Genomic DNA, 15,589 nt, shown 5'->3' on the forward strand with positions numbered 1-15,589 from the left:
CCCCGGCGCGTTCGCCGGGGGACCATCTTCTCCGCTGACGGCCGCACGCGGCGGCCGGACGGGTAAGGCTGACGGGGTCAGACTAGACGACGGTTACGCCGGTAGCCTGGGGACCCTTGGCGCCCTGGCCGATCTCGAACTGAACACGCTGGTTCTCGTCGAGGGTCTTGAAGCCGCCGGTCTGGATCTCCGAGTAGTGAACGAAGACATCGCCGTCGGAGTCATCCGGGGTAATGAAGCCGAAGCCCTTTTCAGCGTTGAACCACTTGACGGTTCCCTGTGCCATTTATTTCTCCTCATTGTGGAACTTATTTAAGATCGGCACACTTCGTACCGGTCTTGGTCACTCCGCGAGAAGAATCCTGGATTGCCTTGCCTGAAAGGGTCCGGCGCTGCAGGAGCTTCGCGCTCGCAACATGTCTTGCGAGCATGAAAAACACCTACACAAAGACTGAGACAAGAATTTCATGCCCGTTCCCGCAGGTCAACGGCTCGAACAGGAAAAGGGATAAATTTTGGGTAAAAAGCCGGTAACGCGAAACAAGGCGTTCCGGGAGCCCCTGAGTTCCGCGGAAGAGCGAACAGGAACCTTGGAAAGGGGACTAGAAAAGCCGCGATTCGATGTCGTCCACGCCGCGCATGGCATCGTAGTCGAGGGTGACGCAGTCAATGCCGCGGTCGTTGGCGAGGACCTTGGCCTGCGGCTTGATCTGCTGGGCGGCAAAGATGCCCCGGACCGGAGCCAGCAGCGGGTCCCGGTTCAACAGTTCCAGGTACCGCGTCAGCTGCTCCACGCCATCGATGTCCCCCCGGCGCTTGAGCTCGATCGCCACCGTGGCGCCGTCGGCGTCCCGGGCCAGGATGTCCACCGGCCCGATCGCGGTGAAGTACTCGCGCCGGATCAGGGAGTACCCCGGGCCCAGCGTTTCGATCTGTTCGGCCAGGAGCCGCTGCAGGTCCGCCTCCACCCCGTCCTTGATCAGGCCCGGATCCACCCCGAGGTCGTGCGAGGATTCGCTGAGTTTTTCGTGGATGTTGATGATCAGCCGGTCGTCGGTCTTGGCCGACTGGACCGTCCACTGCTCCACGACGCCATGCTCCAGGTCGATGTCGTCGGGGGAGAAGACACGGAGCGTGGCCGGCGGGCTCATCCAGTTCAGGGGCTTGTAGGAGCCGCCGTCCGAGTGCACCAGCACCGAACCATCCGCCTTCACCAGCAGCAGCCTGGTAGCGAGCGGGAGGTGGGCTTTGAGCCGGCCAACGTAATCAACGGAGCAATGGGCTATGACAAGTCGCACGCCGTACAGACTACCGCGTGGGGCCCGAGGGCCGTGCCGGCGCCCTGTCCTGCCGGCCGCCTGGGGCAGAATGGATACATGCCGCGCTCCAACCGTCCCCGCCGTCCAGCCTCCGGCAAGGGTGCCGCCTCTGGCAGGGGAGCGGGACGCAGGAACAGCACCGACGTACCCGAACTGGACCTTGAGCGGGCACGGGCCGGCATCGCCCGCCGGGAGAGCGCTCCCGACGGCGAGTGGAGGGTCCGCACCATGACCGCGAAGAACGCCGAAAAGACCTACATCTGCCCCGAATGCTCCACGGCCGTCCTGCCCGGAGTCGCGCACCTGGTGGTCTGGAAGGACGACCACCTCTTCGGTGCCGCCGCCGGCCTGGCCGAACGCCGGCACTGGCACACCAACTGCTGGGTGTCGCGCAGCTACCGTTACCGCTGATGTCTCCTGCCGCAGCGCCGCCCGGGTCTCGCTAAGCTGGCAGGCATGACTTTTGATCCGGCGTCGTACCACTTCACTCCGTCCGCGGGCCCCGCTCCCATCCGTGCCTCCACTGTGCTGCCAGCACTCCGGGAGAACATCGAACTGCAGACGGAGGACGGCCACACCCTCGTGGGCGAGCTGGCACTTCCGGAATCGGGGCCGGTCAAGGCCACGCTGATCACACTCCATCCGCTGCCCACGCACGGCGGGTTCATGGACTCGCACGTCTTCCGCAAGGCCTCCTACCGCCTGCCCGCGCTCGCCGGCATCGCCGTGCTGCGGTTCAACACCCGCGGCACGGAGTCGCCGCGCGGCACCAGCACCGGCGGCTTTGAAGAGGGCATCGGCGAGCGGTACGACGTCGAGGCGGCCGTCCGCTTCGCCGTCGACCGTGGCCTGCCCAACCGCTGGCTGGTGGGCTGGTCCTTCGGGACGGAACTGGCGCTGATGTACGGGGCTGTGGAGCCGGTGGCCGCGCAGATCGAGGGCGCCGTGCTTCTGTCGCCGCCGCTGCACCGTGCCACGGACAAGCACCTGCAGCAGTGGGCGGAGTCGGGCAAGCCGCTGACGGTGCTGGTGCCCGAGCACGACGATTTCCTGCAGCCGGCCGAGGCAGCCGCCCGCTTTGCCCTGGTGCCCCAGGCCCGGGTGGTGGGCGTGGACGGCGCCAAGCATCTGTGGGTGGGGGAGAAGTACGCCGCGCGCGTGCTCAATGACATCGTGTCACTGGTCAGCCCGGACGCCGCCGGCGCTTCGCTCCCGCAGGAATGGGACGGCCCGACGGCGACAGCGGCTACGTAGGCAGGCTAGTGCTGGTCCTGCCGGACGATGTAGATCTCCCGGACCAGGAGCATGACGGCGGCGGCGGTGGGGATGGCGATCAGGGCGCCCAGCACGCCCAGCAGGCTGCCGCCGGCGATCACGGAGATCACCGCCACGGCGCCGGGCACCGCCACCGCCTTCTGCATGATGCGCGGCGAGATGAAGTAGGCCTCGAACTGCAGGTAGGCGAAGTAGCAGACCGCGTAGACCGCGGCCGCCTGCCAGCCCTCCGTGAGGGACACCAGCACCACCACTATGCCGGCGATCATGCCGCCCACCAGGGGGATGAACGCGAGCAGCGCCACCACGAACGCCAGGAGCAGGGCAAAGGGGACGCCCACGATGGACATGACGATGAAGGCGAATGTGGCGTTGAGCAGGGCCACGCAGGCCTGGCCGATGACGTAGTTGCCCACTGAGCGCGTGATCTCCTCCGACAGCGCGGCCACGCGCTCCCGGCGCGAACGCGGTGCCAGCCGGTAGCCCCATTTCTTCATGGCCGGAAGTGCCGCCAGGAAGTAGAGGCTCAGGACCAGGACGATCAGTGTGCCGAAGAGGGCGTTGGCCACCGTGGACCCGAAGCCCACCACGCCGCCGAAAATACCGCCCATTGCGGCGGGATCCTTGACGAACTTGTCCAGTTCCTCGGTGATACGGTCTCTGATGCCGAACTGGTTGTCCAGGCCGCGGAAGAAGTCCGAGTCCATGAAGTTGCGCACCCAGTCGGGCGCCTGCTGGACGATTTCAGACACCTGTTCCACGATCGTGGGAATCAGGGTGGCGAAGAAGCCGACGACGGCGCCCATCAGGACCGCCACCGAGACCAGGATTCCGGCCGGGCGGGGAATCTTCCGGTTTTCCAGCCAGCCAACCACCGGCTCCAGGCCGAGGGCGATAAACAGCGCCGCCACGATCCACAGCAGCAACTGCGTGGTGTGGGAGCCAATCCAGTAGACGAGCAACGCCAGTCCCACGCCCACGGTGCCCATGAATCCCATGTACAGCGGATGCTGGGGGGACATGCGGGGCCCGGGGTGCCCGAACTGCGGTTCCTCGTCGTTGTCGTGGTCCGCTTCGGGCGCCTGTCCTGCATACTCTGGCGGCATTTCGAACCTGAGCCGGGGCTGGGCGCCGGGCAGGGGCTGCCGGAGCCTGCGCACCACCTGGCCCAGGGTCGCTGCGGCGGTGCCCCTGCGCCGGGCTGCTGCCATGCCTGCCGGGACCACCGGGGCCGGGGCCGCGCCCCTGGAGTCCCTGGAATTTCCGGCTTCCGCGGAGGACGGGTCCGTCTTGTCAGTCACTGGTTCTGGGGCCTGTTCCGTGCGAGGCGCCGCCTCGGCGGGCCGGTGTGATGATCATCGCAAACACTATCAGCAGGCTTGTCAACGGGAGCGGAAGGCGCCGTCCGGGAGGCGCCGCGGTCCCGCCCCGGACGGTGGAAACCGGGCCCGTGGTAACAAAAAGGTTACTATTGAAGGCAAACCCCCGCTGATGATAGGTGTTTCCCTTGCGTTTAAAGACTGCAGTCGCACTCGTGCTGCTCGGCCTCCTGACACTTTTGGCCGGCATCGGCCAGAGGACCATCTGGGCTCCATCGGAGACGTTCACTGCTGCCGTCCCGGCGGATGCCGCTGCCGCTCCGCTGACCGTCATCGACCAAAAACTGCGGACCCTCCACGAGGGACCGGTCAAGGTGACCGTCCAGGGCGACGGAAACTTCATCCTGGCCGCCGGCAGGCCGGACGACGTCCAGGCCTGGGTCGGCCCGACTGCCCACAACACCATCTCCGGGGTTTCCGAGGACGGGAAGTCCCTGCAGGTTGAACACGCCGACGGCGACGCCACGGCGCCGAACCCGGCCGGGTCGGACCTCTGGGCCGCCAGCGAAAACGCCAGCGGCGGACTGGAGTACACCTGGACCCCGCCCGCTGACGGGGACTGGTCCCTGCTGCTGGCCGCCGACGGCACCAAGCCTGCCCCGGCATCGGTGTCCATGACGTTCCCGAACGATACCTCCACCCCCTGGGCCGTCCCCCTGATGGTCATCGGCGGTCTGCTGATCCTGGGCGGCATCGCCCTGGCCGTGCTTTCCGGCCGCCGGAAGGACGGCGGGGCCGACGGCGAAGGCGAGGGCGGGAGCAGCAGCTTTGCGCAGCGTGCCCGTGCCCGCAGCCAGGCGAAGTCCTCCCCGTCGCGGCTGACCATGCTGGCCGCCGGCATGACGGCCGCCGTGCTGGCGGGAACCGCGCCCGCCGCCCAGGCCGCCACTCCGTCCCCGGCGGCCACCGGGAATGCTTCCGCGCCGGCAACCTCCGGCGGCCTGCCGGTGCTGCTGGATTCGCAGTTCCGCCGCATCCTGGAGCAGGTCTCCAGCGCAACCGACGCGGGCGACGCCGCCAAAGACGCGGCCAAGCTTGCAGACCGCGTAGCCGGTCCCGAACTCGAAGTCCGCACGCAGAACTACAAGATCCGCTCGCAGGTAGGCTCCTACGAGCCCCGCATGCCGGTGCGCTCCACCAAGCTGCTCACCACGGTGGTCACCAGCGACCGGGACTGGCCGCGTTCGGTGCTGGCCGTCACCCAAGGCGAGGGCAACGTGGTCCCGCAGATCCTCACGCTGGTCCAGCAGTCGCCGCGCGAGAACTACAAGCTGGTGGAGACCACCCCGCTCCAGCCCGGAACCACCTTCCCGAACATCAGCCGGGGAGGCACCCAGACCCTGGCCCCCGCCGATAAGGCCGGCCTGTTGTACAGCGGCGAGGAGGCCATGTCCGGGCTCGCCGACAGGCTCACATCCGCCGACTCGCCTTTCAAGGACAAGCTGGTGGAGGGAGAGTCCTCGCCCTACATCGCCGACACCCTGTCCTACCAGGCCGAGGTGGTCAAGGCCGGCCAGAACGGCAACTTCACCTTCACCCACAAGGTGGTCCCGGAGAGCACCGTGGTGTTCCGGACCTCGGACGGCGGCGCGCTGGTCCTGGGCAGGATCAACTTCGGCTTCGAGGGAACCCCCAAGGCTGCCGGCGACAAGCTCACCATCGGTGACGACGCCGCAGCACTGGCCGGCGGCAAGGAGACCACCACGGGGATGGTCCTGAACTTCGCAGAGTCAATGGCGGTGTACGTTCCGCCGGCCGGTTCCAGCGACCCGATGAAGCTTGTTGCCGCCACCCGCGGCCTGGTGGGGGCCAGCTTCAAGTAGCCCCTGGCGGCATTACCACCGGCGGCGGCCGGAGTGGCTAGAGTGGGAAACATGAGTTCGCCAGCTTCCCGTCCAGTTCCTCCTGCCGCCGCCAACCCGCTTAACCTGCGTGGCGCCGTCGACCTTTCCTCGCTGAAGCGCCCGGCAGCTCCTTCCGGAGCCCAGCCAGGTTCCGGCGGGGAGGCGCCTCCCGCAACGCAGCCCGGTGGACAGGGCGGCGGGCCGGAGCTGAAGGTGAACGTGACCGAGGCCAACTTCCAGCAGTTGGTGGAACTCTCCGCGCAGGTGCCGGTGGTCTTCGCCCTGTGGGCCTCCTATTCGCCGGAGTCCGCCAGGATGCTCGAAACCCTGGACCGCGTGGTGGCCGCTTACGGGGGCCGCCTGGTCCTCGGCGCGGCCGACATCGAAGCGTTCCCGCAGCTCGCCCAGGCCTTCCAAGTGCAGGCCGTGCCCACGGCCGTCGCCGTCCTGAAGGGCCAGCCCGTGCCGCTGTTCCAGGGCGGTGCGGACGAACAGCAGGTGCGTGGCCTGTTCGATGAACTGCTCAAGGTGGCCGCTGCCAACGGCGTCACCGGAAGCCTGGGCGCGGGAGCAGCCGCAGAACAGGAGCCGGCGCCGCTTCCTCCGCTGCACCAGGCCGCCTTCGACGCCATCGAGGCCGGCGACTACCCGGCCGCTGCCGAGGCGTACCGCCGGGCCCTGAAGGAAATGCCGTCAGACCACGAGGCCAAGGCCGGGCTGGCGCAGGTGGAGCTGATGGGGCGGCTGCAGCCGATGTCAGCCCAGGACAGCGAAGCGCTTCGCTCACTGGCGGCCAACGAACCCGACAACCTTGAGGCGCAGCTTGCCGTGGCGGACCTGGACATCGCCGGCGGGCACGTGGAAGACGCGCTGAACCGGCTGGTGGCTTTTATCGGCAGGAACTTCGGCCCGGAGCGCGAGACCGCACGGGTCAGGCTGCTGGAACTGTTCGACGTCGTCGGTGCTGCTGACGAACGCGTCGCCAAAGCCCGGCAGGCGCTGGCCCGGGTGCTCTTCTAGTGCCCGGCCTGTTTGATCCCCTGGCGCTGCGGTCGCTGGAGTTGCAGCACAGGGGCTGGGTCTCGCCCATGTGCCAGTACAGCTGCGATCCCGACGCCGCCCCCGGCGTCCCCAACGACTGGCACCTGGTGCACCTGGGCGGCTTCGCGGTGGGCGGTGCGGCCATGATCCTGACCGAGGCGGCGGCCGTCAACGCGGAGGGCCGGATCAGCCCCCGTGATGCGGGGCTGTACAACGACGAACAGGCTGCCGCCTGGGAGCGGATCATTACCTTTGTGCACCAGAACGGTGCTGCCGGCGCCCGGATCGGCGTGCAGCTGGCCCACGCGGGGCGCAAGGCGTCCACGTACTGGCCGTTCTCCGGCAAGCACGGGAGCGTTCCGGCCTCCGAGGGCGGCTGGGACACGCTGGGCCCGTCCACGACCTCCTTCGAAGGCTACGCCGCCCCTGCTGCGATGACCGTGGACCAAATCCAGGGGGTGATCGCCGATTTTGCCGCCGCAGCGGTCCGTGCGGTGGATGCAGGCTTCGACACCATGGAGATCCACGGGGCCCACGGCTACCTGCTGCACCAGTTCCAGAGTCCGCTGATCAACCAGCGTGACGACGAGTGGGGCGGGGACGAAGCGGGCCGGAACCGGCTGATGCTGGCCGTGGTTGACGCCGTGCGCGCTGTTATTCCCGATTCCATGCCACTGCTGCTGCGGATCTCGGCCACGGACTGGGCGCCGGGTGGCGTGGACCAGGGCGCCTCGGTCCGGCTTGCCCGCGAGGCGGCCGCACATGGCGTGGACCTCGTGGATGTCTCCAGCGGCGGGGCAGTGGCCCACCAGCAGATCAAGCCGGGATTGGGCTACCAGACCGGGTTCTCCGCCGCCATCCGGGAAGAGGCGGGGGTCGCCACCGGCACCGTGGGACTGGTAACCACTCCCGGCCAGGCCGAGCATGCCATCGCCACCGGACAGGCTGATGGCGTCTTCATCGCAAGGGCGGCACTGAGGGACCCGCACTGGTGGCTCCGCGCGGCCTTCGAACTGGGCCACGATCTCGCCTGGCCGCCACAATACGAGCGCGCCGTTCCCCGGCGGACCTTCTGAGCCTGCGAGCTGCAGATGACCCGCGAGCCCCCGCACGGGGCGCCACGCCCAACGGACCAGGAGCTTGAAGCCACCATCCTGGGCCTTCTGGCCTCGCGCGCCCCGGCGGCCACCATTTGCCCGTCCGATGCTGCCCGCGCGGTGGGCGGGGACGAGTGGCGGACCCTGATGGAGCCGGTGCGCCAAGCGGCACGGCGGCTGGTGGAATCCGGTGCAGTCCAAATCACGCAGGGCGGTTCTGCGGTGGATCCCGCCACTGCCAAGGGGCCGATCCGTATCCGCAAGGTCCGCTGACGGCCACTGAAGCCGGCCGGCTCGTGCCTGCGGCTCAGCCCAGCAGGTCATCCACGTAGCACCAGCGCCACTGCTCGCCGGGTTCGATGCTGCGCATGACGGGGTGGCCGGATTCCCTGAAGTGCCGGCTCGCGTGCCGGCCGGGGGATGAGTCGCAGCAGGCCACATTTCCGCATCCCAGGCACATCCGCAGGTGGACCGGGGTGGTTCCTTCCCTGGCACACTCCGCGCAGGCAGGACTGGCGGGAACCGGCGACGGCAGTGCGGTGGCCAGGTGGTCGCAGGCCCCGCCCGGCTGGGACAGTCCCTCGCCGCCGCCCTCCACGCCCGAGCCGAGTTCGTGGAGGGTAGCGTCCAGCATGGACTCTTCGACATCGAGGCGTTCCAGCACCTCGCTCAGGACTTCATGTGCGAAGTCCCCGCCGCTCCTCAGTTCCAGCACCTTGTCCCGCTCGGCCTCGAGCATCGCCATCCTCAGCTGGGCGTAGCGCTGGCTCGGGGTGGCCGCCTCGGTGCCGGGCCTGCCCAGCCGCTCCCAGGCCGCCAGCCCGCGCTCCTGCGTCCGCCGCCGGAGCATGTCCATGACCTCCGGCGGGTCGCCCTCCCGCCGCAACTGCTCGAGCCGCTCCAGGCCCGCGGCGGTGGCCAGCTGCATCAACGAGGCCTGGTTCAACGCGTCCTCCCGTTTGTCCGGCCGCGGCAGCCCCAGCACCCGGACCAGGCCCGGCAGCGTCAGTCCCTGCAGGACCAGCGTGCCCGCCACCACCACCATGGCGGCCAGGACCAGCACGTTGCGGTGCTCAAGGTCATCGGGCAGCGTCAGGACGGCGGCCAGCGTGACCACGCCCCGCATGCCCGCCCACGACACGATGGCGGGGAACTGCCACGGCGGTGCCGGATCCTTCCGGCGCACGGCCGGGATCAGGCGGGGCAGGTAGGTAGTGGGAAAAACCCAGGCGGGGCGCAGCACCAACACCGCCAGCAGGATCGCGGCGCAGCCCAGCCACACCCGGCCCACGCCCAGGGAATCGTCCTGGACGCTTTCCACGATGGCCCGCACCTGCAGGCCGATCAGCAGGAACACGGAGTTCTCCAGCAGGAACTGCACGGTGTCCCAGTTGCTCCGGGCGCTTTGCCGTGCGGCGCCATTGGGCATGGCCGGTGCCTTGGTGCCCATCACAAGGCCGGTGACGACGACGGCGAGCACCCCGGACGCGTGGATGGCCTCGGCCGGGAGGAAGGCCACAAAGGGCGCCATCAGCGACGTCGACGTATTGATCGCCACGTTGCTGACCCGCTTCCGGATTTCGGTCAGGAGGTATGCGGCGGCGAGGCCGACCACCAGGCCGCCACCTGTGGCCAGCGCAAAGCCGCCGGCCACGTCGAGGACAGAGACGGAGCCGGCGATGGCCGCCACTGCGGCGCGCAGGCAAACCAGCGCCGTGGCGTCGTTGACCAGCGATTCGCCCTCCAGGATGTTCACGATCCGCCGCGGCATGCCCACCCTGCGCGCGATCGCCGTCGCCGCCACGGCGTCAGGCGGCGCAACCACAGCCCCAAGCGCGAACGCCGCGGCCAAGGGAATTTCGGGAAAGATCCACCACACCACCAGGCCCGCAGCCAGCGTGCCGAAGACGACGTAGCCCACTGACAGCAACCCGATGGAGCGCCGGTTTGAACTGAAGTCGAACAATGACGTCCTGAACGCGGCCGCATACAGCAGCGGCGGGAGCAAGCCAACGAGCACCAGTTCGGGGTTCAGGTCCACCGGCGGGATGAACGGCAGGAATGAGCCGGCAATGCCCGCCAGGACGAGCAGCAGCGGGACCGGTACGTTGACCAGGCGGCCGAGGGCACTTCCGGCGCAGACCACCGCAACGATGGCCAGCAGGCCCAGCGCGATATCCATCTGTTTAGTCTGGCACCGACTGCGGGCCTGGCGGCTAGGCTGGCGGTATGACAACGCCGATACCAGCCCAGGCCCCGGAGGCGGCACCCGTCGCCGCCCTTTCCATCCGTGGGCTGGCCAAGAGGTTCGGCGGGAAGATCGCCGTGGACGGGCTCAGCCTGGAGGTCCCTGCCGGATCATTCTTCGGAATTGTGGGACCCAACGGTGCCGGCAAGACCACCACCCTGTCCATGGCAACCGGGCTCCTGCGTCCCGACTTTGGCACGGCCCTGGTGCACGGCGTGGACGTCTGGCAGCATCCGCTGCAGGCCAAGCGCCTCATGGGAATCCTGCCCGACGGGGTACGGCTCTTTGACCGGCTCACCGGTGAACAGCTCATCACTTACGCGGGGCTGCTGCGGGGGATGGAACGGGACGTGGTGTCCGCCCGGGCGCGGGAGCTGCTGGCGGCCATGGACCTCACCGGGGACGCCGGGACGCTGGTGGTGGACTACTCCGCGGGCATGACCAAGAAGATCGCCCTGGCGTCGGCCATGATCCATGCGCCCCGGCTGCTGGTCCTCGACGAGCCCTTTGAGGCTGTCGATCCCGTGTCGGCAGCGAACATCCGCTCCATCCTGGACCGCTACGTCGCGTCCGGCGGCACCGTCATCGTGTCCAGCCATGTGATGGACCTGGTCCAGCGGATGTGCGACCACGTGGCGGTTGTTGCCCGCGGCCGGCTGCTGGCGGCCGGAACGGTGGACCAGGTCCGTGCGGGAGCTTCCCTGGAGGACCGGTTCGTGCAGCTGGTCGGCGGCCATACCCACACGGAAGGGCTGGAATGGTTGCGCACCTTCTAAGGCTCAAGCTCACGCTGCTGCGCAACGGTTTACGCCGCAGCCGCTGGCAGCTGGTGGGAATAGCCATTGCCGGGCTGTACGCGCTCGGTGTGGTGGCGACGCTGATCCTTGCCTTGGTCCTGCTGCGCAACGCCAGCCAGGAAATCGCCTACACAGCCGTGGTCCTGGGCGGCGCGGCCGCCGTGGCGGGCTGGGGCGTTGTTCCGCTGGTGGCATCTGCCACGGACATGACCCTTGACCCGGCGCGCTTCACCACCTTCGCGATCCCGATGCCGCAGCTGCTGGCCGGCCTGGCACTCGGCGGGCTGATCGGGATCCCCGGGCTGGCCACGTTGTTGGTGGCACTGTCCACCGTGGTGACGTGGTCCCGCGGGGTGCTGCCTGCGCTGTCGGCCCTGCTGGGTGCCTGCCTGGGCGTCCTCACCTGCGTGGTGCTGGCCAAGGTGACCACCACCGCGACCGCGAGCCTTGCAGCGTCCCGGCGGTTCAAGGACACCAGTTCCATCGCGTTCATGGTGCCCCTGGTCCTGCTGGGCCCCATCGTGGCAGCGGTGGGCCGCGGCATCTCCGCCTCCGCGGCTTTCCTGCCGGATTTTGCCCGCACGCTTTCGTGGACCCCGCTCGGGGCTCCGTGGGCACTGGCCGGCGATGTGGCGGCGGGCCGTGCAGGGGCCGCTGCCCTGAAACTGCTGGTGTCCCTGGCCACCCTCGCCGCGCTCGCCTGGTGCTGGAAGCTGCTCCTGGAGCGCGCGCTGGTGACGCCCCCGTATGCCGGCGGCGCGAAGCGCAAGGGCAGCCGGCTGGGACTCCTGGGCGTGCTGCCTGCCACCCCCGCCGGTGCCGTGATGGCTCGCTCGCTCATTTACTGGCTCCGCGATCCGCGGTATTCGGGCTCCCTGGTGGTGATCCCGCTGCTCCCGGTGGTCCTTGCTTTCCAGGGAGCGCAGACCGGGAACTACGGGAGCCTGGCGTTCCTGGCACCGCTGTCCGCCTTCATCCTGGCCTGGTCGATCTCCGCCGACGTCTCCTACGACAACACCGCATTCGCCCTGCACCTGGCCACCGGCGTGTCCGGGGTGGCAGACCGGTTGGGCAGGGCGCTGGCATGCATGGCGTTCGCGCTGCCGGTGGTGCTGGTCTTCGCGGTGGGCTACGCCGCGTTCTCCCACGAATGGGCTGCCTTGCCGGGCCGGCTGGGATTGAGCCTGGGAATACTGTTCACCGGCCTCGGACTGTCCTCGGTGGTCTCGGCCCGGTACACGGTGACGGTTCCGCTGCCGGGGGACAGCCCGTTCAAGAAGCCGCCGGGCAACGTTGGCCAGACCCTTGCTGTGCAGTTCCTCGGCATGGCGGTCCTTGGGGTCCTGGTGCTGCCGGAAGCTGCGCTGCTGCTCGCCGAGGCGCTCACGGGCAACGCCCTCTTCGGCTGGCTGAACCTTGCGGCCGGCATTGTGCTGGGGCTGGCGCTGTTCCTGGCCGGAGTCCGGCTGGGCGGCAGGTGGCTCGATGCCCGGGGGCCGGACCTCCTGGCGCAGGTTTCCATTAATCGCTGAGAACCCACCGGAAGGAAATGGCATGGAAGTAGTGATCCTGGGCGGCAGTAAACAGCTTGGCAGGCTGGCGGCGGACGCCATCGAGGACCTGGTCCGGCGCAAGCCTGATGCGGTCCTGGGCCTGGCGACGGGTTCATCGCCGCTGCCTGTTTACGACGAACTTGCAGCCCGGCACGCCCAGGGCCTGGACTTCAGCCGGGCGTCCGCGTTCACCCTCGATGAATACGTGGGGCTGCCGGCCGGGCATCCGGAATCCTATCGGGAGGTGATCCGCAGGGAATTCACCAACCGGGTGAACATCGCCCCCGGGAATGTCCACGGTCCTGACGGCGCGGCCGCCGACATCCCTGCTGCGTGCGCTGCCTACGAGGAGGCGATCCGGGCGGCGGGCGGAGTGGACCTGCAACTGCTCGGGGTGGGTACGGACGGCCACATCGCGTTCAACGAACCGGGCTCCTCCTTCGCCTCGCGCACGCGGATCAAAAGCCTCATTGAACAGACGCGCCGCGACAACGCCCGGTTCTTCAACAGCCTGGCAGAGGTGCCGCACCATGTCCTGACACAGGGCCTGGGCACCATCATGGATGCCCGGCATGTGATCCTGCTCGCCACCGGCGCGCAGAAGGCGCAGGCGGTCCGCGACTTCGTGGAGGGGCCGGTGGCAGCCATCTGCCCGGCCTCGATACTGCAGTTCCATCCGCACGCCACCATCCTGCTGGACGAGGCCGCCGCCTCCGCGCTCCGGCTTGCCGATTTCTACCGGCACACCTACGACCACAAGCCGGCCTGGCAGGGGCTGTAGCCCGGGCGCGGCCGGCGCCATCCCTCCGGAAGAGGACGACGGCGGCCAGCGCAGGAGGGTGGGTTTCGTCCGGCACGGCACGCGCCGCCGTCGGACGCCGGGCCGGCGGAACGGCTAAGATGGTTGGCATGACTAGCATGACGGACCCTCTCGAAAACGACCCGATGCGCGAGCTTTCCGGGGCTGGAACGTCCACGGCCACCATTGAGCGCGAAGAACTGCGCCAGGAAGTGGAACCGGGGGACCGGGAGCGCTTTTCGCACTACGTGCGCAAGGAAAAGATCATGGAGTCCGCGATGACCGGGGAGCCCGTCATCGCACTGTGCGGCAAGGTCTGGACGCCGGGCCGGGACCCGAAGAAGTTCCCGGTCTGCCCCACGTGCAAAGAGGTCTATGAGGGCCTTCGCCCGGGCAACGACGGCGGCAAGGGTCCCGGAGGGGACTCGGGCAGCAACCAGTAGTGACGGAGACGCTCTTTGGCGGTCCCACCCTGCCTCCGGCCTACCCGGAACGTGCAGCCTGGGGAACCGCCCCGAAACTCCGTGCCTGGCAGCAGGAAGCCCTTGACCTCTATCTGAAGAACAGCCCGCGCGACTTCCTCGCGGTGGCAACCCCCGGCGCCGGCAAGACCACCTTCGCGCTGCGGATTGCCTCAACGCTCATCGACTCCGGTGCCGTGAACCGGGTGACGATCGTGGCACCCACCGACCACCTGAAGCGGCAGTGGGCGGACGCCGCCGCCAGGGTGGGCATCGCCATCGACCCCAACTTCAAGAACTCCGACGGCCAGCACGGCCGCGGGTTCATCGGCGTCGCTGTCACCTATGCGCAGGTTGCGAGCAAGCCCCTGCTGCACCGGGCCAAGACCGAGGCCGCCCGCACGCTGGTGATCCTGGATGAGATCCACCACGGCGGCGAGGCTCTGTCCTGGGGTGACGGCCTGCGCGAGGCGTTCGACCCCGCCGTGCGCCGGCTGTCCCTGACCGGTACGCCGTTCCGTTCGGACACCTCGCCCATCCCGTTCGTGGAGTACGCCGAGGACCGGGACGGCATCCGGCGCTCCAAGGCGGACTACACGTACGGCTACGGCAACGCGCTGCGGGACCATGTGGTCCGGCCGGTGATGTTCATGGCCTACTCCGGCCAGATGCGCTGGCGCACCAGCGCCGGCGAGGAGATGGCGGCGTCGCTGGGCGAGGCCGCGGTCACCAAGGACATCACCAGCCATGCCTGGCGGACCGCCCTGAACCCCGCCGGCGAGTGGATCCCCGCCGTCCTGGCCGGCGCGGACAAGCGCCTCAGCGAGGTACGGCGCACCGTGCCCGACGCCGGCGGCCTGGTCATTGCCACCGACCACGAGGACGCCCGCGCCTACGCCGGCCAGCTGAAGCGGATCACGGGGGAGTCGCCCACGGTCATCCTTTCCGATGACGCGAAGGCCTCCAGCAAGATCGAGGAGTTCTCCGCCGGCGACAAACGCTGGATGGTTGCGGTCCGCATGGTATCCGAAGGCGTGGACGTGCCGAGGCTGTCCGTGGGTGTCTACGCCACGTCTACCTCCACTCCGCTGTTCTTCGCCCAGGCCGTTGGCCGGTTCGTGCGTGCCCGTAAACGGGGCGAGACGGCGTCGGTGTTCCTGCCGTCCGTGCCGCAGCTGATGGCACTGGCCAACTCCATGGAGATGGAGCGGGACCACGCCCTGGACCGGCCGGAAAAGGAGGACCCGGACGGGCTCTTCAACCCCGAAGACTCCCTTATGGCGGAGGCGAACCGGGAGGACAAGGCCTCGGACAGCCTCACCAAGGGCAAGTTCGAGGCCCTGGATTCCCAGGCCTCCTTCGACCGCGTGTTGTTTGACGGCGGTGAGTTCGGCACCGGCGGCGAGGTGGGGTCCGACGACGAGATGGACTTCCTGGGGATCCCCGGGCTTTTGGATGCCGAGCAGGTGGGCACGCTCCTGCGCCAGCGCCAGCACGAGCAACTGAACCGGAAGAACCGGAAGGCGCCGGCGGCGGAGCCCGCTGCCCCCGCCGTCCCGGACCACCGCATGCTGATGGACCTGCGGAACGAACTGGCCAAGAACGTGGCGGCGTGGGCTGCCCGGACCGGGACGCCGCACGGCGTGGTGCATACCAAGCTCAGGACCGTCTGTGGCGGACCGCCGGTGGCACAGGCCAACGAAGAGCAGCTGAAGTCCCGGCTGCGCAAGCTCCAGGACTGGTTCGTCGGCCGCAAGTAGCGGTAGGTGGACGTCG

The 15,589-nt window shown here is 68.7% G+C and carries 15 protein-coding genes; 11 read left to right on the forward strand and 4 right to left on the reverse strand.

The window, feature by feature from the left end; translation table 11 throughout:
• Window positions 1-82 precede the first annotated feature (82 nt).
• Window positions 83-286 (reverse strand): cold-shock protein, encoded by a 204-nt coding sequence (locus AC2JAJ_RS15640; RefSeq protein ID WP_003804766.1) that lies wholly within the window; start codon window positions 284-286, stop codon window positions 83-85.
• Between the two features lie 316 nt (window positions 287-602).
• Window positions 603-1,298 (reverse strand): endonuclease NucS, encoded by a 696-nt coding sequence (nucS, locus tag AC2JAJ_RS15645; RefSeq protein ID WP_486415238.1) that lies wholly within the window; start codon window positions 1,296-1,298, stop codon window positions 603-605.
• A 78-nt stretch (window positions 1,299-1,376) separates the two neighbouring features.
• Between nucS and AC2JAJ_RS15650 the strand changes: the two genes are divergently transcribed.
• A complete protein-coding gene (locus AC2JAJ_RS15650; RefSeq protein WP_501053185.1) occupies window positions 1,377-1,730 on the forward strand; it encodes an Rv1322 family protein in 354 nt (117 codons plus the stop codon).
• A 45-nt stretch (window positions 1,731-1,775) separates the two neighbouring features.
• Window positions 1,776-2,573, forward strand: a complete 798-nt coding sequence (locus AC2JAJ_RS15655) for an alpha/beta hydrolase (protein WP_221386793.1) — start codon at window positions 1,776-1,778, stop codon at window positions 2,571-2,573.
• 5 nt (window positions 2,574-2,578) lie between these two features.
• Here AC2JAJ_RS15655 and AC2JAJ_RS15660 read toward each other — a convergent pair whose 3' ends face one another.
• Entirely contained in the window at window positions 2,579-3,895 is a 1,317-nt protein-coding gene (locus tag AC2JAJ_RS15660) for an AI-2E family transporter (RefSeq protein ID WP_486415237.1), read from the reverse strand.
• A gap of 233 nt (window positions 3,896-4,128) precedes the next feature.
• Between AC2JAJ_RS15660 and AC2JAJ_RS15665 the strand changes: the two genes are divergently transcribed.
• The 4 genes from AC2JAJ_RS15665 to AC2JAJ_RS15680 are packed head-to-tail and all read left to right on the forward strand — an operon-like array spanning window position 4,129 to window position 8,228.
• Window positions 4,129-5,796 (forward strand): DUF8094 domain-containing protein, encoded by a 1,668-nt coding sequence (locus AC2JAJ_RS15665; protein WP_486416790.1) that lies wholly within the window; start codon window positions 4,129-4,131, stop codon window positions 5,794-5,796.
• A 51-nt stretch (window positions 5,797-5,847) separates the two neighbouring features.
• Window positions 5,848-6,837 (forward strand): tetratricopeptide repeat protein, encoded by a 990-nt coding sequence (locus AC2JAJ_RS15670; protein WP_486415236.1) that lies wholly within the window; start codon window positions 5,848-5,850, stop codon window positions 6,835-6,837.
• On the forward strand, window positions 6,837-7,934 hold the full coding sequence (locus AC2JAJ_RS15675; RefSeq protein ID WP_486415235.1) for an NADH:flavin oxidoreductase/NADH oxidase: 1,098 nt from the start codon (window positions 6,837-6,839) through the stop codon (window positions 7,932-7,934). The genes AC2JAJ_RS15670 and AC2JAJ_RS15675 overlap by 1 nt, the downstream gene beginning before the upstream one ends.
• A gap of 15 nt (window positions 7,935-7,949) precedes the next feature.
• Window positions 7,950-8,228, forward strand: a complete 279-nt coding sequence (locus tag AC2JAJ_RS15680) for a DUF3253 domain-containing protein (RefSeq protein ID WP_473696953.1) — start codon at window positions 7,950-7,952, stop codon at window positions 8,226-8,228.
• Between the two features lie 34 nt (window positions 8,229-8,262).
• Here the strand turns inward: AC2JAJ_RS15680 and AC2JAJ_RS15685 are convergent, their stop codons facing one another.
• Window positions 8,263-10,137 carry a Na+/H+ antiporter gene (locus AC2JAJ_RS15685; protein WP_486415234.1) on the reverse strand — a complete coding sequence of 625 codons (1,875 nt, stop codon included), beginning with the start codon at window positions 10,135-10,137 and terminating at the stop codon, window positions 8,263-8,265.
• A 47-nt stretch (window positions 10,138-10,184) separates the two neighbouring features.
• Between AC2JAJ_RS15685 and AC2JAJ_RS15690 the strand changes: the two genes are divergently transcribed.
• The 5 genes from AC2JAJ_RS15690 to AC2JAJ_RS15710 all read left to right on the forward strand — a co-directional run bounded on the left by AC2JAJ_RS15690 (window position 10,185) and on the right by AC2JAJ_RS15710 (window position 15,573).
• The gene (locus AC2JAJ_RS15690; protein ID WP_473696955.1) at window positions 10,185-10,979 is read left to right on the forward strand and encodes an ABC transporter ATP-binding protein; all 795 of its coding nucleotides are present in this window, start codon (window positions 10,185-10,187) and stop codon (window positions 10,977-10,979) included.
• Window positions 10,961-12,532, forward strand: a complete 1,572-nt coding sequence (locus AC2JAJ_RS15695) for a transporter (protein WP_486415233.1) — start codon at window positions 10,961-10,963, stop codon at window positions 12,530-12,532. The genes AC2JAJ_RS15690 and AC2JAJ_RS15695 overlap by 19 nt, the downstream gene beginning before the upstream one ends.
• Window positions 12,533-12,554: 22 nt before the next feature.
• Window positions 12,555-13,334 (forward strand): glucosamine-6-phosphate deaminase, encoded by a 780-nt coding sequence (nagB, locus tag AC2JAJ_RS15700; RefSeq protein ID WP_486415232.1) that lies wholly within the window; start codon window positions 12,555-12,557, stop codon window positions 13,332-13,334.
• A gap of 119 nt (window positions 13,335-13,453) precedes the next feature.
• On the forward strand, window positions 13,454-13,795 hold the full coding sequence (locus tag AC2JAJ_RS15705; RefSeq protein ID WP_221386802.1) for a DUF3039 domain-containing protein: 342 nt from the start codon (window positions 13,454-13,456) through the stop codon (window positions 13,793-13,795).
• Window positions 13,795-15,573, forward strand: coding sequence for a DEAD/DEAH box helicase (locus AC2JAJ_RS15710; protein WP_221386803.1), 1,779 nt, complete (start codon window positions 13,795-13,797; stop codon window positions 15,571-15,573). Before AC2JAJ_RS15705 ends, AC2JAJ_RS15710 begins: the two co-directional genes overlap by 1 nt.
• The last annotated feature ends 16 nt before the right edge of the window (window positions 15,574-15,589 follow it).

The sequence above is a fragment of the Arthrobacter sp. MOO21 genome, from assembly GCF_057369995.2.